This window comes from Microbacterium sp. HJ5 (assembly GCF_054824025.1).
This window is the reverse complement of the sequence record NZ_JSYE01000028.1, coordinates 27,741-49,814: the sequence shown is the minus strand read 5'-3', so window position 1 is coordinate 49,814 and position 22,074 is coordinate 27,741. Positions and strand designations below refer to the sequence as shown.

Sequence of the window (22,074 nt, the reverse complement as noted above, 5' to 3'; positions counted from 1 at the left end):
GTGTACCTGTCACGCAACCTCGTTCCGAGGGCAAGCGTTTGCACGCCCGCCGGACAAGCGAGGCCGACGAATAGCAGCCTCAGGCGAGGTCGATCTCGATCGGTAGTTGCAGGTCGGTCGCGATCGGTGTGTACAGATCGACGTCCTGTTCACGGGACTTGAGCGACACGATCAACGAGTATCGGACAGGGAGATCGAGGCGGTCCTTGCGCGAGTTGCGTTTCCACCAACCACCGACCGGGTACACCCCGAGCACGCCACAGGCAGCCAACTCTTGGCCCGAGCCCTCCCAGATGTCCTGATGGAGCGAGCCGAGGTTGCGCTGGTTGGGTCCAATGAACCAGCGGTCCGAGCCAGACGAGGGCGAACTGCCTGCCGAGTCTTCGTCGCTCTCCGCTTCCCGATTGATGCGAGAAATGAACTCCCCTTCAGTTTCGGTCGGCGACTTGAGTTCGAATCGGAGAAGGTGAGACGCGTAGGAGTAGCGCTGCCGCCAGCCTCGACGGGACGCCGACGGCTCGACGAAATAGGAAAGCGTAACTTTGAGTGTGACGTCGCCAGCCCCGATGCTCTCGAGCACCTCCGTGGGCCACGGCATCGAGTGGAGCCTGAACCGACGCATCTTGTACTCGGCTCCCTCGAATGGAACGAAAGTGTCTTGGGCCACAAGGGTTACGGACTGTCTAGACGAGCTCAAGACCGCGGCCTCCGTCGGAACCCCCCACCCATATCGCCTCAGTAGCTCGAGCTTCGGATCCTTCTTGGTGCCGGTTGCATCGAACTCGGCTCGCATAGCTGGGGTCCAATCGGCGGCGTGTACAAGTAGCCCCCGAACAGTTTCTGGCCAGTAATTCGGGTATCGGGCCATCGTGAGCGCTGCAAGACGCGCCGCCTGCGCGGCGGCAGCACTCGTGGCGTTGGCCGATGTCAAAGCGAGGTCGCTGTGGATTCCCGTAGTGCGAAGAGAGAGCAACGGGTGACGATCCTCAAAGGCCGTTCCACCATCGGTGAGTACGTTGCCGCCTTCGAAGCAGATGTCGGGCTTGATCGGCCAGGTTCGCTTGCCGAAGAGAAGCGAGGTCCGACTGTGGGGAGACAATTCTCCTTCCGCTGCCATCGCCGACCATCCCGCATACTCGGGGTCGGTGGGGACATTCACGAGGTCGGTATGTGCGCCGACAGTCAGCGCGTTCCACGACTGCGCAGGGTCTTCCACCGGCGACGTGTCCGACTCGAGCCGATGGTTCGCCTGGTAGCTGCCAACGTTTCCGGCGGCGATTACGAGCAGGCGGCTCGCTTCATGGTCGGGTTCAGACAGCAGCTGCAACTGGTTGCCGTCTCGAATGATTTCTGTCCCAACCGCGAGCGCGTCGACAGTCGCGGACCATAGTGTGGGCACCCCCGCGCGATCTGGATCCGTCGATATCGGCATACAGAACACACGTTTGCGTTGGCTTGCGATCTCGGCGAGAGCGACCGCTTCGACAGTGACTGTGCCGAAATCGAGGGGGTCGGTGTCTGGCTCGTCGCGCTCGGGGAGGATACGTACCGACTCGAGTCGGTGATGTAGCTGGATAGATCCGGTCTCAGCGAGGAGATCATCGAGGGGGCCGTAGAGGGCCAGGCCGGCCATGGATGTCCCGTGGCCGTGTGTATCAAACCCAGACATCCCGATGGCAGTGTGCAGGTCACCGCTGTCGAGAGACTCGTGCAGTAGCCGGTGCGTTCTGGCCACGCCTGTGTCTAGGTGACAAACTGCGGGCGCGAGGTTCGGTGCGGCGACTACCCGTCCTGCGAGGTCGGCGACATACTCGTCCTGCTCCTCAGGGAGGAGATCCTCGACCGTGTCGACAAACTCGGGGCGACGGATCTCCGCGATGGGGACGTTCGTGAATGGTAGGACTTCCAGTTGCTGCCATGACGCCTCGATCCAGACGACGACCCTGTCGTTCAGCGCAAGTGAACGGTTCAGGAGCTTGAGACCAAGAGCGGTAGCGAACTTCTCAAGGGTGTCGATATCCGCTTGCGACGGATCCAGCCACAGCTCCCACCAGTGCACTCCCGCCTTGGGTGGTTCACCCTTAGATTGCCAGAGGTCGTCGAGGATGGCCTGGCGGATCCTTGAGATATTGGCCACGAGCGCACGGTTTGCCGGGTTTCCTTCGGGCGTTTCCCACTTGCCCTCGGCCGCTTTGGTGGACTTCTTGGCGAGATAGTCCTCGAAGATCTTCAGGAACTGCGGGCGGTAGGAATCCGCAACCCAAACGACGGCTCGTTCCGGCAGAGTTTCAGTGGCCGGTTGAACAGACAGAAGCAACCACTGCGGCACCTTAGGCGTCTTGCGGTGCTTGGAGAAGGTCTGAAGTGACTCGACTTTCAAGGGATATGCGGCGTCATCGCCTTCGAGGGTGACGATGCTGCCGAGTGCTTTGAGCTCTTCAGCGCTCAGGCTTGTGCGGCCACGCTCGCCATCAATCGCGGCAAACGTGTCTTGGAGTTGTCCTTTGATCGCGAGCCCGTGGGCTCGATACTCGACCGGTCGGATCTTCGGGTTGCCTTGGCCGCCTCGGGAGAAGTTCTCATTGCGCGCGCGGTCGAGAACGTACAGATGGGTGAGACGGCGAAGTTCGTCAGCCAAGGCTCGCCGTTCGCCGGGTATCCAGCGCAGCGATCAGATCGTTGGCGGTGATGAGCGTGTTGCCGCGCATCAGGACCGATTTTGCGGCTGCCTCGGCGGCCTTGACCAGGTCAGCATGGCTAAGACCATCAGCATGGGCATCGACCTCATCCCAACGTAAGCCCTTCATCAAGGAGCCCAATCTTCCCCTGATGACGGCCCGTGCCTGGGTCTTGTCTGGGAGACAGTAGGTGAGCACCATGTCGAACCGCCGGAACAGAGCCTTGTCCAAGATCGAGCGGTGATTTGTCGCCGCGATCACGATGCTCTCAGGGCTGGACTGCTCAAGGAACACCAGGAACGAGTTCAGAATCCTCCGAGCCTCGCCGACATCGTTCCCGGAACGGTCCCCGCCTAGAGCATCGAACTCGTCGAAGAGATAGACACCGCGGCGTTCGGCGACCGCATCGAACACGAGTCGCAGCTTGCCCGCGGTCTCACCCATGTACTTGCTCAGGAGGCTGTCGAGTCGAACTGTGAACAGAGGTAGGGCGAGCTCGCGCGCGAGGACCGCGGCGGTCATCGTCTTGCCGGTCCCTGGCGGGCCCTCGAGTAGAAGCCGATGCGTGGGGTCGAACCCGTGCTCGAGCAAAGTCTTTCGTTGCCGTTGCTCCGCAATCACCTGTTTGAGCCGTTCAACCAGATCTCCCGGGCCGACCAGATTCTTCAAGTTGACTTCCGGGTGGGAAACTTCGACTAGGTCGGCCAGATCGCCTCGCGGCTTCGCCAGCTTCGTGACGTTGCTGCGCGGTGTGACTTGCCGAGAATTGTCGACGGCCTTCTTGATGTCCTCTGCCAGGAGGTGATGGCCCTGCCGAGCCTCACGAGCAGCGATTTGTAGCGCCACAGAATAGAACGCCGAATCGTCACCTGAAGCGTGACTGCGCACCATGGCCGTGATGTGTTCTCCTAAGCCAGCCATCACGCCTCCTCGCATCGTGCGTCCATCAAGACCGTGGTCGTCGCGCCAAGTCTATGGGACCCGTTCCCGAGAGCTCGGGCACGATGCAGTCAGTATTTGGGCAACCACCGACAGCATCGCGGGTCACATCCGACCGGTAGGTCGGCATCACCCGCAGGAACCGACGCGACTGCGCGTCGCTGCCGACTGATCCCCGTACCGTCGACCCCGAACGCCATTGAGGATCCGAGTCGGCTGCCGCAGCAGTCCCCCTGTGTGCCACCACGGCATAGGGATGGCAGGCACCTGCGGGAACGCTCGGCCGCTCACGACGAGGACGCAGCAAGGTGGATCGGCGCAATCTTGACCAGAAGGCGTTTGCGCCCGGCACGTTCGAAATCTACGTGCGCGACACGCTTGCTACCTTCGCCGGTCAGGTCTTCCACCACACCATCACCGAAGTCGTCGTGTGTGATCCACTGACCAATTGCCAGGTCGAGCTTGCTGTTGTCGACCACCGAAGTCGGCCTACGCGATTCAGCGCGGAGTGTACCGGGGGGCCGCCAGCTCGCCTCGGCATCGCGGCGTACCAGCGCATTGACACCGAGAAGGATCTCTGCGAGCACCTCATCTGAGTTGCGGTGCGGGTCGCGCTCTGCAGGCCCGGCCGAGACTGCGGCTCGGAGAGCCGCTTCAAGCGGGGGCCAGGCCTCTCTCAGCAGGATTCGAAGGGCGGCCTCGCCGGCGGTGTTCCCGAGGTCCGCGCGTACACGATCCCACAGCTTGGAGAAGGAATCCCAGGAGGTACCCAGCACATTCTGAAACTGATTCAACGGCGCATCGAGCTCCGCGCGCTCGATGTCGATGAGGATTGGAATCACGCTCCCTCGAGCGGTCTTTCCTGCTAACGCACCAGACTCAAACAGCAGCCACGGTGCATGCTGGTTCGCACGTGTAACGAGCAACAACCCCAGGTCCGCGGCATCCAGCTGCGAGTTGATCGATGCAAGGAATCTCTCGCCTGGCGCAACATCCGCGTCCGACAGAAACGTTTCCACGTGACCGGCGAATGCCGTTTCAAGGAATTGCTTGACTGCGTGCCCAAGGTCGCGCGTCTGATCACCGGACCAACTGATAAACACCTTCATCGACAACCTCCATCGCGAGTATGTCAGCGCGGCGTGCGCCACCGTGATATCGGCGCTCTGCGAACGCTCGTCGCGGATGGTCGTTCGGTGGCTATGGATACCGATTCGTGCGTGCTGACGGCCAGCTCTCCGGATTGAGAAGCGCCGGGAGCATGTGCGCTCGCGGTTGAGCCTCGGCCCACACAGGTGCAAGCGCGGCCCGACCGTATCGCGATTGTGGAGCGTGGGGGCAAGACGGGCTCGGGCGGGCAGCATCAGCGTTTGAGATAACGCGCAGCGCGTTCCCCACTCTCCACATACCGTCGAACCTGCGACAGCGACCGTGACCTTAACGTTATGGATCGCGCAGGCCGCATTGCAGCGCTTGCGCTCAGCGAGAGTTGTAACGGATAGCGAGTAGTAAGCATCGCTGAGCGGTCATCGTGACAAGAATCCTGTGCATGAGTCCAGCGGGGGCATTGACGCCCTTTCGCACCCAGAACTTCGATTCAAGCACTAACTCTCGGACGGATGTTCACCCCCACCAGTACACTGAATGCAAGGGAATGGCCCCCTCATCTTTGCAGGGACGGGGGGCCACTCGTGAAGTCCACTGCTCTCGTAGTGGCTGGCGACCTCTGTCGCAGTGCACGCACTGTTTCAGGGCCGGGAGAACCGCTTTCAGCTACCAGCTGAGGGCGGTTTCTTCTATCTAAGGTACTGCATTAGCTAGCTAAGAGCTCCGATTCGCAGGGCGAACTATATATCCATCGGACTGCCTTGCCAAGTATTCAGAAACTTGCTCACTTCGGACAGCTACGCCGACCGCCTCGCGTCCGAGGCGCGAGGGTCGCAACATCCGGACTACCGACGAGCAGATAGCCGACATCATGTCGCAGAAGTTGAGTTTCCACAGACCTCGTGATGCGATCGACGATCGCGACGCTACTCCGAACGCACGGGAGACGTGGGGCACACTGTCGCCAGAGTCGTGGAGTGCCTGAGCCTGTCGAGTTTGCTTCGAATCGGTGACCTTGGGGCGTCCGCCGACCCTGCCCTGAGGGGTTCGCGGCGGCGAGTTCTGGCGTTATGCGCTCCCGGATGAATGAGTGCTCAAGCTCGGCAAAGATGACAAGCGTCTTGATCAATGCCTCGCAGGTCTGCGTAGTGGGGTCCAATCCATCGCTCTCGCTGCATGGAGTTTGAGCCGCACGCGATAGCCCGTGTCCGTGCACCGCCCGAGAAAGGATCATCGAAGACCGGTGGAGTCGTAGCGGGTGCGCGGACGAGCACATTCATGCTCGTTGTGGAGGTGGTCCATTCGCCTGCTGCCGCTATCGCGCTCGGCAGAAGCGGTGGCGCGGCGAACGGTTCGCGTCTTCGAGTGCAGCGAGCCACACTTCTGCGTGTCGCTTTCGGTCTGAGTGACTCGAGACAAGGCCCGCAATGTGGTTGAGCATGAACGTGAACGCACCGAAGAAGATGAACACGGCAATCAATGCCCACGGGGTGAGCGCCGTGAGCGCGGCGAAGACTACCGCGATCATGGCCACCCATGTCGCCATGAAGGACCATGCCGACGTCATGTCGCCGGTCGTCGCCCATCGGAGTCCGTTCACGACCGCGAGATAGTCGTCAGGGCGTGAGCGCCGTGCGGCGCCGAGGACGGCCAGCGTCCGCTGGGTCGGCAGCTTCGAGATGTCCGGCCACAGATCGGCGGGCGCTTCATAATGAGGACGCGCCCAGTGCGGAGTGCTGTGGGTTGCCGACTTCATCTTCGCCATCTGGGCGCAATCCTCACCGTGGTCATACCTGCATCAAATCGCGGGTACGTGTCCTCTAAGGTGAGGCGGAGGGTGCGGCGTGTCTGGCAACGGGTGAGCTGGGCCGTGGGGAAGCATGCGGATTTGGGGAGTGCAATGACGCAGGTAGTCAAGAAGTCGGCTGCGGCCGGGTGGTACGCAACGGACACGCGCGAGGGATTCCGCCAATGGTGGGACGGCCGGCAGTGGCATCAGACATTCTGGCCGGCTCGGGAAGGACTGCAGCCTCTGGTGTACGCGCCGGAGCTCCCGCGAGTGGATGTTTCGTCGCCCTCCGGGCCGATCGTCGACATCGTCGGCGAGGCCTACCGGGAGGCACAGATCGTGGCCGCGCTCAGATCTCGGCCTGGCATTGACAATGAGGTCATCGAGGTGACGACCGCCGAGCTCATTCCTGAACCCGACAATCCTCATGATCGGAACGCCGTCGCGGTGCGGGTCGAGGGATACACAGTCGGCTATGTGAGCGCGGATGTCGCGGAATTAGTCCAACCGTTCATCGTCGGCATCGTGCAGCGGGGCCTGGTCCCGGTCGTCGCAACTCGCATCTGGGCTGTGACGAGGAACACTAGGCGGGGCCCGGAGCTCAAGAGCGCCATTCGAATCGCGCTCCCGACACCGACTGAGATCTTCCCCGACAACCATCCTCCGGCTGGCCTGTACACGATCGTGCCGCGCGGTCGGAAGATTCAGGTCACCGGAGAGGACCAACACCTCGACTACTTGACGGCGTACCTGTCAGCGCACGGTGTGGCGGAGTTGCTCTTCACGCTCGAGCGTCGTGACATTGAGACCCGGACCGGGATCAAGAGTGTCGCAATTGTTCTTCTCGACGGAGAGGTTGTCGGCGAACTGTCACCGACAACCTCGAAGAGCGCGCTCCCACTCATCGACGCTCAGCATGCCCGCGGACTTCAGACAGCTGCGTGGGGTCAGCTCACAGGCTCTCGCGTGGCGGCGGAAGTCACGCTCTCGCTCCCACGCGCCACCGACATCACAGACGAATGGCTCGACGGCGCGCCGAACATCGTCCCCGTCATTCCACGGGAGGCCACTATCCAGCTACCCAGCGCCCATGCAGAACCCGCAGTCGTGCCAGCAGCCCCCGCCGCCAACTCGGCAAAGTGGGTGTGGATCATCGCCGTCATCGTGGGTCTCGTACTCCTCGCCATCCCGTACGTTGGCTGGGTGCTGACTATCGGTTGCGTCGTCGGTGCCTTCTTCCTCGCACGGCTCATCAGATCCCGCCCACCGCGGCCAGCCATCGGTGCCTGGTGACGAGATTCGAAGCACGCCTCCCCTAACGCGCTCTGCGACCGGTATGACACCGCCGGCACGCACGGGGGGTGCCCGTTCCGCACCACGCCCGTACGACAGGTCGCTTCGCTGCTATCGATGGCGCTTCCGCGGCTTGCTCGGGCGTTCGATCGGCGAACCATGTCCCACAACGTGCCACCCGCCGCAGTAAGGGCAGTGCATAGCGCTCGCGCCCTTGAAAACGCCGGCGGCGATCGCGGCTGCCTCAGCCTGGGTTCCGATCGGGGCACGGCGCGTTCGACATCTCACACCTCGCATGTCGCGAGGATACCGAGTGGCTCCGACACTCCCTCGCTAGCCCACAACACCGCCCGGGACGGCCCGCCCGCGGGCACTGTCCGAATAGGGATGGTGACCGATCGATCCGGCGGCCCCCTGAGTCTTGCCCAGCGACACTGCGGAACATAAGCGTCGGGCACCTGATGTCGGCGGTCTCCCAGTACGGTGAACCTGACGCCGCGCGGAGTTCCCTGCACGCGGCCCGCTGAACGTCACCATGAAGTCAGCATTCAATTGGAGGCCGATATGGCAAAGGAAGACGACAAGACTAAGACGTACAAGATCTTTGTGAACGGCGTCGAGAAAGTCGTTGATCATGACGTCCTCACCTACGACGAGGTAGTGCGCCTCTTTGTAGCGCAGCCCGTCGACGGAACGATCTACGCCGTGAGCTACGAACATGGACGCAAGCCGAAGGAGGGTGAGCTCGTCGAGGGCGGTTCGGTGACAATCAAGAACAACACTCAGTTCGACGTCGATGACACTGGTCGGTCATAGCCCCGATCTGACCCGCCTGGTCGAAGAGGGGTACGACGTCGAGGTGAGGGGCGAGAATCTGCTCGTCCATCACGTCCCCTACGTCAACGGCACCGGTCATGTCGCCCGATGCATCCTCGTATCCGAGCTCTCCACCAACGGTACGCAGACAGTGACACCGGGGCGGCATGAGGTCTGGGTGGTAGGAGAGGTGCCGCATGACCACATGGGTCGGAAGATTTCGATCATCGCCGACGAGGACCGCCATGACTACGGAGGGGGTCTAGTCGCGTCGTGCCGATTGTCGGGTAAGCCCCATGGGCAGCATCCGAGCGATTACTACGTCAAGGTCAGCAACTACGTGAAGGTTCTCGGGCAATACGCGCGCGCCATCGAGCCGTTGGCCAGCCATTTGGACTTCCCGCCTAGGGAGACCACTGCGGAGGAGTCCGTCTTTCGTTACCTAGACTCGGCGACTAGCCGTGCCGGTCTCAGTGCCGTCACGGAGAAGCTCAAGCTTGGCAGGGTTGCGATCGTTGGCCTTGGGGGCACCGGGTCCTACATCCTGGACCTCATCGCAAAAACCCCGGTACAGGAGATTCATCTGTTCGATGACGACGTTCTCTATGCGCACAACGCCTTCCGCGCACCCGGCGCCGCCTCGCTCGACGAACTAAAGGAGTCGCCGCTCAAGGTTGAGCATTTCGCGGAGCAGTACGCGCCGATCCGCCGCAACATCGTTCCTCACGCGACCCGGCTGGACGAGACAAACGTTGAGGAGCTACGCGACTACGACTTCGTGTTCCTGTCCATGGACGCGGGCCCATCGAAGCGCACCATAGTCGACAACTTGCAGAAATGGACGATCCCGTTCGTCGACTGCGGCATGGGAATCCGGCGCCAGGAGAACTCGCTCCTCGGTACGCTCCGTGTGACCGCAGGACTACCAGGCCGGTACGAGCATCTGTCGAAACGCATCTCCTACGCGGACGTGAACGCCGACGAGTACAACATGAACATTCAGACGGCTGATTTGAACATGCTTAACGCGGCGCTGGCAGTACTCAAGTGGAAGAAGGTCGTCGGATACTACGTCGATCGCAAGAAGGAGGCCAACAGTTCCTTCGTCATCGCGAGCAACCAACTGAATAGCGGTGACCTGCCGGCATGAGGCAGTCAGCATTCGTCCCCGAGTTCGTGGAGACTGTCCCAGAGGACCTGGAACCTGGTCACCTCTACATCTCCGAGCGCTTCCGGACCGCCTCGCATCTTTGCGCCTGTGGATGCGGGAGCAGAGTCGTCACACCGCTCAAGCCGGCCAAGTGGGAGCTGACTAAGCAAGGCGACCGGGTCTCACTTTGGCCGTCGATTGGGCGTTGGCAATTGCCCTGCAAGTCGCATTACTGGATTCGCGAAAATCAGGTCGTCTGGTCTCGAGCCTTCACGGACGCGGAAATGCACGCCGTACTTGAGCGAGACGCCCGCGACCTCCACGAGTACCATGCTGCCCGCAGCCGACCGCGTTGGGTCCCGGATTTCGTCCACCATCTCTGGCGCAAGTGGTTCGGTGCCAATGGCCGGCGCCGCGGCTGAACAAGCTCGGGTATTGAGGACCAACGCGTGCCCGTCGTCGCGCCGCGCCCGCGAAGGGACAACTAGTGAGCCGCGCTACTCGCACCTGACGTGCGCCCAGCGGGCATCGCTCGGATAGGGATCGGTTGAAGCAGTCGCCGGCACCGGGTTCGTACGTCGGTACCGCGTTGCCTGATTCAATGGCTGCGTGGCGCGAAACGATATCATCCAGCTCGACGAGCGGTTCCCCTTCGTCGCGGGCGTCCCGACGCTCCGTGCTGCACGCGGGGCTCTTCCGCGTCCGAAGGGATACATCGTCACTGACTACGAGATGCGCACGAGGAGCGGCAGCTCCGGTAGGAGCTTTCAAGGATTCGAGACATTCGTGGAGATGGTTTCGAAAGGCACCGAGTCCTTCTCGTATGGCGCGGTCACCCACCGAGCGCCGGGAGACACATCGATCGCTGGTGTTCGAGTGTCGACGATTGGCTCAGGCACCGAAGTCACGGTCTATACCCGTGACGACGAGACTGCATCGGCGATGATGAACGCGGTCCGAGAGTCGATTACGACGGCCCAAAGGCCGTCCACATTCGTATCCCAGCCAACACGCGGCGAGACCCCCCACGCCCTGCAACTAACCTCGATGCACCCCGTCGTCACCGACGCCGCCGGCCGGCTGTTCCGCGAAGGAAACTACTTCCACGCTGAGTTGGAGGCGTTTAAGACACTCGAGCATCGAGTCCGGCGGCTGACAGGACTTGATCTCAGCGGCGACGGCCTGATGACTCAAGCATTCAGCCCAAACCAGCCTCAGCTCGATCTGTCGACCGCTTCGGGTCAGTCGGGCAAAGACCAACAGACGGGATACATGTACTTGTTCCGTGGCGCGATCGCTGCGGTCCGAAATCCGAAGGCACATGACCCTCACCGGGAGCTCGACCCTGAACCCACGCTGGAGTATCTCGCATTGGCAAGCCTGCTTCACCGCCGGCTAGATGTTGCCGAGAAACGCGCTATCGCCAAGTAGCGCTGCTCAGCGTTTACACGCGGTGCACGACCAGGAGCCTCAGCCGTGCGCGGCCCGCTCAGGGATCGATTCGGATCACCTTGTCTATTTCCTCGGCGGCGTCAGTTTGACTCGCACGCCGCCGCCTGGGCGCGGTGCGACTTCGAATAGTCCAATCTCGCGCACGAGATCGGAGAGTTTCGCGTATCCCCAGTTGCGTGAGTCGAAGTCGGGTCGTTGCTTGCGGACGAGCGAGCCCACAGCGGCGAGGTCTGCCCATCCGTCGTCGAGGGACGCACCGCCGATCGCCGCGCGCAGCGCACTCACGAGGGGGCCGTCGGTGCGAAGTTTCGCCGCCGAGGTGCGGGACTTCTGCGCGGCAGTGTCAGCGATCTCTGTCGACGGCTCGGTGAGCACGTCGAGGTAGGTGAACCGGTCGCAAGCGTTGCGGAACGCTTCGGGCGTCTTCCGCTCCCCGAACCCGTAGACGGTTACGCCATTCTCGCGAGTACGGGACGCGAGACGGGTGAAGTCGCTGTCACTGGAGACGAGGCAGAACGACTGGAACCGGCCGGTATACAGCAGGTCCATCGCGTCGATGATCAGGGCACTGTCGGTGGCATTCTTGCCGACCGTGTTCGCGAACTGCTGCACGGGTTGAATGACGTGCTCGCTTGCCGCTGTCTTCCAGCTGGCGAGGCTCGGTTTCGTCCAGTCGCCGTATACGCGCTTGACGGATGCTGTGCCGTGCTGCGCGATCTCGGTCATCACCGCACCGATGCGTGCGGGAGAGACGTTGTCTGCGTCGACGAGGACGGCGACGAGGTCGTTCTGCTGGGCCACGAACACAGCATGGCAGGCGTGTGATCGCGCGTCCGCATCGTGAACTCCCGGCGCCGCTAGTCTGGCGTCGACGATGATCCGTTTGTTGGGGAGGACGACACCGTTGGCAGGACGCGGACGCGCATTCGGTGGCTGGGGTGCCCGCTGACTTCCGCGTGCCCAGCGGATGGCCAACGCCGACCGACAGGTGGGTGCGCGACAACGCATTCTGGCTGCCCCCGGCAGACTGGACGCCAACCCCGAGCACCCCGACCGCACCCGAGGGGTGGAAGTTCTGGGCACCGAACAAACTCTGGTGGCAGACCACCGGTGCGCACTACCGGTCGATCGCCATTTGGGGACGGCTCTCGAATGTGCTCGCGCTCGTGTTCCTCGCCGCGCTGATCAGTGCCGCGTTCATCGGTCCCTCACCGCTGCTCTCGGGAGTCCGCGTCTCGGCCACCTTGGGCTCGATCACCCTGCTGATCGTTCACGAGTCCCTCAAGGCGCGGCTAACGAAGAAGTTGCTCCCACAGTTCGCGGTCCTGGCGCAGCACGGCCAGCAGGAGCGTCTCACCCGTGAGTATCAGCGTTACCTGACGGCGCTCGCATGACGCTCGACGAAGCCCGCGCACACCTCGGCGTCACCGCAGCCGCCACGGTCGACGAGATCCGAGACGCCTTCCGCCGCCGCGCGCGAGCGCTCCCCCCCGATCTGCACCCGGGCGCTGACCACGACGATCGCGCCCGTCTTGGACGCGAGTTCAACAGCGCACGCGAAGCCCGCGACATCCTCATCCGCTACACCAGCGATCCGCTCCGCAAACCACATTCGACCTTCCAACCACCGAGCGCCCAAGCCAATCAGCCGAGCCCGAGCCGCAGGACCGGCCACACGCACCCCCGACCCAAGCTCCGACACAAAACTCCTCGTCAGCACGACCTCCACGAGTGACGATGCGATTCGACGAGTTCGTGGCTTGGACCGACGCGGCCGGGATCGGCGCGGGCACCCGATCACCTCGCTACATCGACTGGACGCGCGTCATCGTGTAGTCAGCTCTCGGACTCCTCATCGCCGGACTCGTCGGCGGAGCCACCATCTACGCGAACCTGATCTGGTCACACCCTCGCCGGGAAGGCATGACCAAAGCCGCACCTCTCGGCGACACTGCACCGCCCAAGCTCCCTCCCCCGCGCATCGCCCGCATAAAGATCCGATCTCCCATCCCTCGCACTCCGCTCTCGCTCCGACAATCGGCTGATCTAGGCGGGTCGGGGATGACGCAGTGCCCGAGCGAGCGGTTGCTGATAGGTCATGGGTGGGACATCGGCTCGATAGGCGGCCAGCCACGGCCGGAGCGCCGGGATGTCAATGTGGAGCACGCGCAGCGCAGCGAGCATGAACGACATTGACATCATCAAGCGCAGGCTGAGGATGGGCCGTCGAGGCGATGGCCTGTCGTGATCACTCGCGCGTCCAGCCGGTGACGCGGCCTTGATCGCCGTTTGGCGGTGAAGGAGGTCGGTGATGTTTCTCCAAGCGCCTTTGGCGCCTTCGACTCTGGTGGTAGCGATCGATCCCGGGAAGGTGATGAACCGCGTCTGGGTCAGTGACGGCGACGGCCCGGTGGCTGAACCGGTCTCGATGCCGGTCTCCCGCGCCGGTATCCAGACCCTGGAACGCACGATGAGTGAGCACGCGGCTGGGCATGGCCATCTCGTGATCGCGATCGAGGCGACCGGCAGTTTGCACCAGCCGTGGGCTGCGGAGCTCGAGCGACGGCATCCGGGGTCGGTGCGGCTGTTCGCGCCCTCGGAGACCAAAGCCGCCCGCACCCAGCTCGGGTCAGGCCGGTTTAAAACAGATGACCGGGACTGCGCGGCGCTCACCTACCTGGCTCGGCAGGGCGCCGGACGGACACAGGCCGAGGAGACCGCCGTGGACGAGCTGCGAGCTGTTGTCCGGCACCGGCGAGGGCTGATCGCTGACCGGACGAAGGCGCAGCAGCGTCTGCATGATCAGCTCAACGCTCTCGCACCGGGTCTGTCCGCGCCGGCACCGCACGGCCGCGCGCTCCCGATCGAATCGCCGACCGGTCAGGCCGTCCTGGCGTGCGCGGTGACGTTTGCGGGCCGACCACCGTCGGTCCGCTCGCTGATCGTCCGGGCGCCGGGCAGGCTCACCCTCGCTACCGCGCAGTACTGGCAGGACCGTTGGCGTGGTTGCCTTCCACCGCCACCCGATGCGCACGCCCGCGCCGAACGGCTGGGCCGCGACATGCGGCGCTACCGAACCCTGCAGGAGGACATCGCGGCCCTTGAGGCCGACATCACCCGGCTCCTCGCCCCCAGCGCCGGCCAGATCCTCACCACGCTGCCCGGCGTCGGCTCGATCCGGGCAGCAGCGTTCGCCGCGCACAGCCTCCCCATCGCACGGTTCCCCGACGCAGAGCACCTCTACTCTGCAACGGGTCTCGCACCAGCGCTCTACGAGTCCGCCACCCTGCGGCGACGCGGACGGATTTCCCGGCAAGGTTTGGCCGAGCACCGCGACGCGCTCATGGGCATCGCGTGGGGACTCTCTATGTATTCTCCCGCCTTCGCCGAACGCAACGCGCAGCTGCGCGCCCGCGGCATGGCCCCGATCCAGGCGCGCGTTGCACTGGCCCGCGCCGCCTGCCGCCTCGCCTACCGGATGCTCGTGACCCAACAACCCTTTGATGAACAGGCGTACCGTCGAAGGAGGCTCAGCCGCGGACGGTGACGGCCACGATTGCTATGCCGCTCGACGGCGCAACTTAGCTTGCCGCCCGTCCGCGCTGGGCCGCTCTCACGGCGAATACGAAAGCCTGCCGAACCACGGCGCCTGATCAGCCTGCCGACACCCCAACGGCCCAGCCTCCACGCCGACGCACTTCATCGCACGCACCAGCCTGGACGCAACAACGCACCCAGGCCGAGCGCCCACGCCCAGGCCGGACCTTGACTCATGACGTGAAAGCTAAGTGGAGCTCGGAGCGGAGCGAAGAGCGGAGTCTGCAAATAGCGAGCGACAGGAACGGAGTCGTTTCCGTCCCGCTATCCTCTCGCCGTCGGAGGGGGAGGAAGCCGCCGGCGAGGACCCCCGCCTTCAGGCGGTAGCCCTCTTTGACTCAGCGAGCCTCGGCGTGGCGAATCGAAATGCGCCGACGAGCCTTTTCGGATGGCCGATAGACTTGGGGGCAGGAGGCTAGATGCGACCCGATTCATCGGCCTGGCGAGTCAGCGATGCCGTCGCGTACGACACCGCTCTTGGCGCTGCAGACGATGGCCTCGCGGCCGATTCCGATCTGAGTCGTGCCGTGGCCCATCGCGCGAGCGTCGTGCAGGCAGACGGATTCGACCGCCCCACTGTCGATTCGCTCGGTCCGGCACCTGACCCACACCCGGGGACCGCAAGCACGAGCGATCACCCCCAAGTAATTCTTGCGCAGCGGATCCTGCCGGCGGTCTTCGCTGATACGCGACCGACGGATGCACCTCGCCTGGTTCTCCTCATTGGGCAAACTGGATCGGGCCGTCATCGTGCCATCAGCTCGCTCCTGAGGGAGGATGCGGACGGGATGGCGGTGATCTCGGCCAGCCTGCTTCGTTCATTTGTTCCGCGCGCGGAGGACGAGGACGCAGACGCTGACCGGGTCGCCGCGACGTCGACTTCTTGGCTGATCGCTTGCATGCGACACGCTCGTGAACACCGACTCTCGCTCCTCCTCGACGGACCCATACCGGCGGCAGCGGCCGAAGGCATCCTGACGACATTCGGTCAGGTCGGATACCGCACGCATGTCGCAGTGGTCGCTTCAGCGCGTGCGGAGAGCCTCCTGGCGGTGGCGTCGGCGTATGCGTCGAGCGACCGCGTGAGGCGCCGCTCAGAGCTGGTTCCCGTCGAGCAGCACGATCGCGATCTGGAAGAAGCGCGCGCACTGCTGGCGACCGCGGGGGCAGTGGGGGCCCGTCTGACTGTGTTCGACCGAGACGGTGGCGTAGCCGCCGATCATGTGGATGGACATTCCGCGGTCCGAGCCTTCAATCGAGCCAGCAGATCCCCAATGTCCACGCTCCAAACGGTGCAATGGTTGAGCGAGCTGAAGCGAGTAACCGCGTACGCCCGTCAGCCCTCATCGCCGTTGCCGGAGCTGGCGCCGCATCTGGTCGCGCTCCATGAGGCAGCGATCCGGGAGGTCGTGCCGAGCCTTCGGATCCCCGTCGGCTCGGTCGTGACCCGCGACCTGGAGAGTCGCCTCGCGAGCGAGCTCGTTGTGCTCCGTCGACACGCTGCACCGGAACGGGCACGCGGATCGGCCGCGGCCGTTCCCACGCCGCCAGCCGCGACCGCCGACGGGCCTTCGCGATGAGCCGCTTGGTCGGATACTCGCGACCGTGGTGGCCGGGCGAAGACCTCACCATCGACATCGAGAACCTGGCCGGGGCCGGTGCTACGGCAACTCTGACCGACGCTGGTGCCGTCGGGGCACCCCTGGATGACGGAAGCGCGCTGCGCTCGCTCGAGCCGGGTGACATCCTGCTGGTGACCAGTGCGGCGCGGCTCGGATCCTCGCTTCCGCGAGTCGTTCAGACGATCGCCGATTTGGGTCGTCGAGGCATCGGATTTCGTTCGCTCGCCGAGCCCGCGCTGTCCACCGATGCCGGCGTGGCCGATCCTGCGGAAGTGTTTGCCGCGTTGGAGGGGCTCCGCCGACGGCTGGCGGGTTTGCGGACACGTCAAGGGATGCTGCGAGCCGAGGCTGCCGGCCGGCGTCCCGGCCGGCCGTCGGTGATGACTCCCGAGCGCGTCGCAGTGGCGGAGGAGTTGCGCCGCCAGCACCGCTCGATTGCACACATTGCGCGCGTCATCGGCGTCAGTCCGAGCGCCGTGCAGCGCGCACTCTCGGTACCGGCGTAACGGAGGGCGAGTCAGACGGGGGTCACGAGTCCGTCCACGTGAGCGGCGATGGTGGCCGCGACGAACGTCCCGAGCACACAGACCGAGGAGATCAGGGCTAGGGTCGTGGCGCGGCGAAGCCGACGACGAACAGCAGCGATCAGTGTGGCAACCCCGAAGATGATCGCTGCGCAGGGCAGCGCGATGGTGGCAATGTCCGCCACCGTCAGTTCGAACGTCAGCATTTCCTTGACCTCCTCAGCGCCGTCTACCGATCGGCGAGGCGTTCCAGTTCCTTTGTGAGTGCAGTTCGGTGTGCGGTTGGGTCCATGATTGCGGTCGCCACGAGATCCGAGAGCCGCGCAAGCTCGGTATGGTCGATGTCGCTGAGCGGCTCGAGGCACCATGCGATGTCCTCGCCGACGGCGTACCCGGGCTCGTCGATGTGCTTGGTCGGGTAGTAGCTGAATGCCGACACCGCAGTCCGCCAGAGCGTGGTTTCGGTGTGTGCTCGGTCGATCATGATGGTCCTTTCGAGGGAAGTCTTGCGGCTGAATTGTGAGCCCGCCTTGTCAGCGGGCGATGTGTGGACTGTTGGGGGTCGCGCCGGAATGGTGGGGAGCACCGGGATCAGGCAGAAGCGCGGCGCTGCTGCGCTGGTTTCGAAGTCGCGCGTTCACTGCTCTTCCGATTGCGTCCAGGCGGGCATCGTCTGCTGCCTTCGCCGCAAGTCGCGCGCTTCTCAGTTCATCGCGGGCGCTGGGTGGGGTCGCAGGTTCCGCGGTCGCTTGGTGATGAGCCGCGCGTGCACGGAGACAATCCCGCTTCCATGCAGCGATGAGTCGGGGTGGAGTAGGTTCCTTGCCGCCAAGCCGCATGTCGGAGACAGCCCACCGGTCGAAGGTGCGCGAGAAGAATTCGTCTGCAGCTCGCTGATTCGCGTCACGCTCGGTCGGCCGGACGGCGTGCAGCCGGTTGGGGGGCAGTCCCACCTCGCGGCGTCTCCGCTCCCGAGCCTCGTAGGCGTTCGCCTTCGCGCGCGCGGTCTCATGATTGGCGGCATACCGCTGTCGCGCCCGCTCGAGGATCTGCTCACGATTCTGCTCGTAGTATCGCCGGGAGCTTTCTACGCGGGAGCCCGGGTTCTCCCGGCGCCGGTCGCGGACGCTCTGGTTGTATGCCTCACGATTCTTGTCCCGCCACCGTTTCATCCGAGCGGCAGCCATCGCCCGGAAAGCTTCCGGGTCTTCCGCCTTGCGGCGTGCACGCGACTCTCGTTGCTGCTTGCCGTATCGCTCTCGATTTCGCGCGTACCAATCGCGGGCATACGCACGTCGCCGCTCACGCTTCTCCTCCTCGCGCTTCCTCTTCTGGCTCTGTCGACGCATGTAAAGGCGGTTCAGCTCCCGAGCGCGCTCTAGGTTTCGTTCCCGCCATGCCGCGTTGTATGCCCTGAGATGATCGCGATTCCGCTCCCGCCACGCCCTCATTGCATCCTTGGCGCCGGGACTGTTGTCACCTGCCGTCAGGTCGGGATGTTCGTGGTCCGGCCGTCGGTCGCTCATTTGACCGCTCCCGTGAAGAGGCGATCGATCAAGTCCGGGCGGAATCCGTACCAGTGGTTCTCCGGCTCGTCATCGACGACGACAACCGGCGCCTGCGAGTAACCAAGCTGATCGGTGACGTACTCAAGGGCCGCGACCTTGGTGCGCAGATCGACCTTGGTGAAGTCAACGCCGCGGCGTTTGAGGTGCTCGAAAGTCTGTGTGCACTGGACGCACGCCGGCCCTGCGGAGTAGACGGTCACGCTGGTCATGACTCACCGCCTCCTATCAGAGCCGTGGGCCCGCGCTTCGACCCAGTCGTCCAGTTCGTCGAGTGGGTAGACGATCCGGGCGCCGAGCTTTCGATACGGCGGCCCGATCTGGCGGTAGCGCCACATCGAGAGCGTGCGCAGGGTGATGCCCGGAAGCATCGCGACCACCTGCGCCGGGGTGACGAACGTGTGCGAAAGGCTCAGCGTCACCGTGTGATCCAGCGTGCTCATCTCGACCTCCGTTGCGTACTTGCGTCTCGACTTGACATGAGTGAAGCATTTAGAGATACACTCGTCAAGAGGAAAGCGTGAACCCCTGACGCGACTAGACATAATGGGGAGGTGAAGGTCGACGTGAAGACTCTCGATGGCAACCCGATGTCCGCAGCAGCGGCAGTGCAGCCGCTGGGATCCGGGCTTCGCATCGCGCCAGGGTTCGCTGCCAGCACGACAGATGAAACGACGGGCCTCGCGACGCGCATCGAAGCGAAGTACATCCGCACCACAGGCCGCTATGTCGTGACATCGGTCGCTGTCACAAGCACCGTGGACTCGGTCGAGGTGAACGCGAACACGCTGCGCCAGGTCACTGTGCAGGCGATCGTGCAAACGGCGGCACCGCAATGCATCGCACTTACGCTCGATGACGGCGCAGACGCCGCCTGGTTGAGCGTCTCTGAGCTCTCCACCCGTGACGGACGCCTCATCCCCGAATGGCTCGCAACGGATGTGGTCAAGCGTGGATCATCCGAAGCCCGTCTCGACGTCGTCGAGATCCTCTACGGCGTTGGCGCCCTCTCCGGGCAAGCCCCGCTCCGAATGATCATGAACGAGCTCGGAATCCCGCATCGCACCGCATCAGACTGGACTCAGAAGGCGAGAGCTGCGGGACGCCTCGAGGGTATGACAGCAGCCGCCGGCCGAAAGGCCGATGGGTAGCATCCACGCGTACCAGACTCCAAGCGGCAAACGATACGTCGTTCGATACCGCAAGCCGGACAACAGCCAAGCGGGGAAGCGCGGCTTCAAGACCAAGCGCGACGCAGAGAAGTTCCTCGCCTCAGTAACCACCTCGATCGCGGACAATTCTTACATCGACCCGACTGATGCCCGCATCACGATAGACGAGCTCGGCTCCACCTGGATCGAGGATCAAACGGCAGTCTTGAAACCCTCGTCCATCCATCCGTTGGAGTCGGCCTGGCGGATCCACGTTCAACCGGAATGGGGAGTGCGGCCCGTGGGCTCGATCCGACACAGCGATGTTCGGTCCTGGGTGACCCGACTCACAAGCACTCGGGGCGCCACCACAGTGATCCGGGCATACGGCATCCTCGCCGCGATCCTGGACATCGCCGTGCGCGATCGACGCATCCCCGACAATCCCGCGCGCGGGGTGCGTCTGCCCAGGAAGCAGGCGAAGCCGAGGGTCTATCTGAGTCATCGCCAAGTCGCCCGGCTAGCGCACCACGCACGGGTTCCAGAACTCGTGCTCTTCCTCTCCTACACGGGACTTCGATGGGGTGAGGCCACTGGTCTGCGGCTACGCGACGTCGACCTAAACCGCAGGAGGGTGACCGTTTACCAGAACGCTGTTCTCGTAGGAGGAGAGCTCCACATCGGAACTCCGAAGTCGCATGTGAGCCGTTCAGCGCCGTATCCGGCTTTCCTGGACTCAACCATCCGGATCCTGTTCTTGGCGAAGCAGCCTGACGACTTCCTCTTCGGCTCGGGTGAATCCCCGCTTCGTCTCCCGAACTCCAAGGACGGATGGTTTGCCGGCGCCGTGAAGCGCGCCCGTGCCGAGGACTCCACTTTTCCTCGCGTGACGCCCCATGATCTTCGTCACACCGCCGCGAGTCTGGCGATCAGCGCCGGCGCGAACGTAAAGGCCGTGCAGCGAATGCTGGGACATGCCTCCGCTGCGATGACACTCGACACCTATGCCGACCTCTTCGACGATGACCTCGATGCCGTTGCCGCTGCGCTTGCTCAGGCACGTCATCAGTCGGTGATCGTTCTCCCGGCGATCGGTCCTACGTCTGTCGGTGGACCGGAGTTGAGCTGATTCTGAGTGCCGGCCAATTCAGGGTGGAGCGGTCCTAGAAGAGAGTCAGCTCCGCGCGCTGTTCCAATGGTTCGTAGCGCTTCAGCACGTCGAAGAATCGAGCGTTGATGAACAGCCGGTCGCGGCCGAGTTTGATGTCCATCAGCACGCCACCTTCGACCAATGCGTTGAGCCATCCGGTCGCGGTCGGACGCGACACACCGCAACGCTCTACGACGTTCGCGATCCGGCAATACGGGTTCTCGAAGAGGACGTCCAGAAGGTCCGAGTTGCTGCCCGCCTTGGTCAAAGCTCTGATGTCCTCGCGGACTTGACTCTGGAGTTGTTGAATCTCGTCAACCTTCCGGAGAGTGTTCTCTGCGGTCTCTCGTAGTCCGCCGAGCATGAAGAGGATCCACTCCTCCCACGCGTGGTCGCGTGTGACCGCGAGGAGCAGCCGGTAGTAGTCGTCCTTCTGCTGAATGATGTATCGCGAGAGGTAGAGGATCGGATTTTGTAGAAGCTCCGCGTGGACCAGGAACAGGATGTTGAGGATGCGACCGGTACGGCCGTTCCCATCCTCGAACGGATGGATCGCCTCGAACTGATAGTGCGCGATCGCCATGACTATAAGTGGGTCGAGCCCATCGCTGGCATGCAGGAAGGCCTCCCAGTTAGCCAGCTTGTCTCGGATCGTCTGTTCTCCAGTCGGAGGCGTGTAGATTGCTCGCTTGGTCGACGGGTTGCCGATGAAAGTCCCGGGTAGCCGCCTCACGTTCATGTCGCGTCGGTGGATGATTGTGCAGACCTCGACAGCCGTCGAGACCGAAAGCGGCCGTGTCCTGACTGACTCGAGACCCGCGAAGAGGGCCGCTCTGTATCGGAGCGTCTCCTTGGTATCCGGACTCGCAGCCTCAGACGGGTCCTGGGCGTAGCGGAAGAGCTCGTCAGTTGTCGTGACGATGTTCTCGATCTCCGAGCTCGCCTGCGCCTCAAGCAGGGGCAGTGCGTTGATCAATACGGACGGGTTGGGCATGCGCCTGGCCGCTTGGTCTAGTGCCGCGATGGATGCACGCGCTTCGATCGTGGCTCGCAAAACCGCCTTGGTCTCGAACTCTGCGGTCGGGGGAAGCGACGGGAGCTCGTTGTACGGAACCTCAGCGGACCAACCCATGCAGTAAGTGTACTTACACGTCGTGGAAACCTGTAAAGATTCGACGTGATTCTTTACAGGTTTTCCATACGTGCAAAGTTGCTACTCACGTTGTGAGTCACGACGTGAT

At 63.5% G+C, this 22,074-nt stretch carries 22 protein-coding genes; 11 read left to right on the top strand and 11 right to left on the bottom strand.

Annotated features, from left to right (window positions below):
* Positions 1-79: 79 nt before the first annotated feature.
* The 4 genes from OB08_RS12890 to OB08_RS12875 form a co-directional block, all read right to left on the bottom strand.
* The gene (locus OB08_RS12890; RefSeq protein ID WP_461475339.1) at positions 80-2,638 is read right to left on the bottom strand and encodes a S8 family peptidase; all 2,559 of its coding nucleotides are present in this window, start codon (positions 2,636-2,638) and stop codon (positions 80-82) included.
* Complete coding sequence (locus tag OB08_RS12885; RefSeq protein WP_461475337.1) at positions 2,631-3,599, bottom strand: AAA family ATPase; 969 nt, start codon at positions 3,597-3,599, stop codon at positions 2,631-2,633. Before OB08_RS12885 ends, OB08_RS12890 begins: the two co-directional genes overlap by 8 nt.
* Positions 3,600-3,904: 305 nt before the next feature.
* A complete protein-coding gene (locus OB08_RS12880) occupies positions 3,905-4,726 on the bottom strand; it encodes a TIR domain-containing protein (protein ID WP_461475336.1) in 822 nt (273 codons plus the stop codon).
* Positions 4,727-6,039: 1,313 nt separating this feature from the next.
* Positions 6,040-6,489, bottom strand: a complete 450-nt coding sequence (locus OB08_RS12875; protein ID WP_461475334.1) for a hypothetical protein — start codon at positions 6,487-6,489, stop codon at positions 6,040-6,042.
* 135 nt (positions 6,490-6,624) lie between these two features.
* Between OB08_RS12875 and OB08_RS12870 the strand changes: the two genes are divergently transcribed.
* The 5 genes from OB08_RS12870 (at position 6,625) to OB08_RS12850 (ending at position 11,203) form a co-directional block, all read left to right on the top strand.
* On the top strand, positions 6,625-7,806 hold the full coding sequence (locus tag OB08_RS12870) for an HIRAN domain-containing protein (protein ID WP_461475332.1): 1,182 nt from the start codon (positions 6,625-6,627) through the stop codon (positions 7,804-7,806).
* Positions 7,807-8,370: 564 nt separating this feature from the next.
* Complete coding sequence (locus OB08_RS12865) at positions 8,371-8,622, top strand: multiubiquitin domain-containing protein (RefSeq protein WP_461475330.1); 252 nt, start codon at positions 8,371-8,373, stop codon at positions 8,620-8,622.
* Positions 8,603-9,772 carry a ThiF family adenylyltransferase gene (locus tag OB08_RS12860; RefSeq protein WP_461475328.1) on the top strand — a complete coding sequence of 390 codons (1,170 nt, stop codon included), beginning with the start codon at positions 8,603-8,605 and terminating at the stop codon, positions 9,770-9,772. Before OB08_RS12865 ends, OB08_RS12860 begins: the two co-directional genes overlap by 20 nt.
* Positions 9,769-10,194: a DUF6527 family protein gene (locus OB08_RS12855; protein ID WP_461475326.1), complete on the top strand. Its 426-nt coding sequence runs from the start codon at positions 9,769-9,771 to the stop codon at positions 10,192-10,194. Before OB08_RS12860 ends, OB08_RS12855 begins: the two co-directional genes overlap by 4 nt.
* 187 nt (positions 10,195-10,381) lie before the next feature.
* On the top strand, positions 10,382-11,203 hold the full coding sequence (locus tag OB08_RS12850; RefSeq protein ID WP_461475324.1) for a TIGR02391 family protein: 822 nt from the start codon (positions 10,382-10,384) through the stop codon (positions 11,201-11,203).
* Between the two features lie 84 nt (positions 11,204-11,287).
* Here the strand turns inward: OB08_RS12850 and OB08_RS12845 are convergent, their stop codons facing one another.
* Entirely contained in the window at positions 11,288-12,025 is a 738-nt protein-coding gene (locus tag OB08_RS12845; RefSeq protein ID WP_461475322.1) for an NYN domain-containing protein, read from the bottom strand.
* 191 nt (positions 12,026-12,216) lie between these two features.
* On the opposite strand from OB08_RS12845, the gene OB08_RS12840 reads away from it, so the two are divergent.
* Positions 12,217-12,618, top strand: coding sequence for a hypothetical protein (locus OB08_RS12840; protein WP_461475320.1), 402 nt, complete (start codon positions 12,217-12,219; stop codon positions 12,616-12,618).
* Here OB08_RS12840 and OB08_RS12835 read toward each other — a convergent pair.
* Positions 12,597-12,836, bottom strand: a complete 240-nt coding sequence (locus OB08_RS12835; protein WP_461475318.1) for a hypothetical protein — start codon at positions 12,834-12,836, stop codon at positions 12,597-12,599. The genes OB08_RS12840 and OB08_RS12835 overlap by 22 nt on opposite strands.
* Before the next feature lie 699 nt (positions 12,837-13,535).
* Here OB08_RS12835 and OB08_RS12830 point away from each other — a divergent pair.
* The 3 genes from OB08_RS12830 to OB08_RS12820 all read left to right on the top strand — a co-directional run bounded on the left by OB08_RS12830 (position 13,536) and on the right by OB08_RS12820 (position 16,949).
* Positions 13,536-14,771, top strand: a complete 1,236-nt coding sequence (locus tag OB08_RS12830) for an IS110 family RNA-guided transposase (protein ID WP_461475316.1) — start codon at positions 13,536-13,538, stop codon at positions 14,769-14,771.
* Between the two features lie 469 nt (positions 14,772-15,240).
* Entirely contained in the window at positions 15,241-16,401 is a 1,161-nt protein-coding gene (locus OB08_RS12825) for a zeta toxin family protein (protein ID WP_461475314.1), read from the top strand.
* Positions 16,398-16,949: a recombinase family protein gene (locus tag OB08_RS12820; protein ID WP_461475313.1), complete on the top strand. Its 552-nt coding sequence runs from the start codon at positions 16,398-16,400 to the stop codon at positions 16,947-16,949. The genes OB08_RS12825 and OB08_RS12820 overlap by 4 nt, the downstream gene beginning before the upstream one ends.
* An 11-nt stretch (positions 16,950-16,960) precedes the next feature.
* Here OB08_RS12820 and OB08_RS12815 read toward each other — a convergent pair whose 3' ends face one another.
* The 4 genes from OB08_RS12815 to OB08_RS12800 form a co-directional block, all read right to left on the bottom strand.
* Complete coding sequence (locus OB08_RS12815; RefSeq protein WP_461475311.1) at positions 16,961-17,173, bottom strand: hypothetical protein; 213 nt, start codon at positions 17,171-17,173, stop codon at positions 16,961-16,963.
* Positions 17,174-17,196: 23 nt separating this feature from the next.
* Positions 17,197-17,451, bottom strand: a complete 255-nt coding sequence (locus OB08_RS12810; protein WP_461475309.1) for a hypothetical protein — start codon at positions 17,449-17,451, stop codon at positions 17,197-17,199.
* Between the two features lie 1,038 nt (positions 17,452-18,489).
* Positions 18,490-18,744, bottom strand: a complete 255-nt coding sequence (locus OB08_RS12805; RefSeq protein ID WP_461475307.1) for a glutaredoxin family protein — start codon at positions 18,742-18,744, stop codon at positions 18,490-18,492.
* 3 nt (positions 18,745-18,747) lie between these two features.
* Positions 18,748-18,975, bottom strand: a complete 228-nt coding sequence (locus tag OB08_RS12800) for a helix-turn-helix domain-containing protein (protein ID WP_461475306.1) — start codon at positions 18,973-18,975, stop codon at positions 18,748-18,750.
* Positions 18,976-19,086: 111 nt separating this feature from the next.
* On the opposite strand from OB08_RS12800, the gene OB08_RS12795 reads away from it, so the two are divergent.
* Both OB08_RS12795 and OB08_RS12790 read left to right on the top strand, forming a co-directional pair.
* Complete coding sequence (locus OB08_RS12795) at positions 19,087-19,683, top strand: hypothetical protein (protein WP_461475304.1); 597 nt, start codon at positions 19,087-19,089, stop codon at positions 19,681-19,683.
* On the top strand, positions 19,676-20,812 hold the full coding sequence (locus OB08_RS12790) for a tyrosine-type recombinase/integrase (protein WP_461475302.1): 1,137 nt from the start codon (positions 19,676-19,678) through the stop codon (positions 20,810-20,812). The genes OB08_RS12795 and OB08_RS12790 overlap by 8 nt, the downstream gene beginning before the upstream one ends.
* Before the next feature lie 34 nt (positions 20,813-20,846).
* Here OB08_RS12790 and OB08_RS12785 read toward each other — a convergent pair whose 3' ends face one another.
* On the bottom strand, positions 20,847-21,965 hold the full coding sequence (locus OB08_RS12785) for a Fic family protein (protein ID WP_461475300.1): 1,119 nt from the start codon (positions 21,963-21,965) through the stop codon (positions 20,847-20,849).
* Positions 21,966-22,074 lie beyond the last annotated feature (109 nt).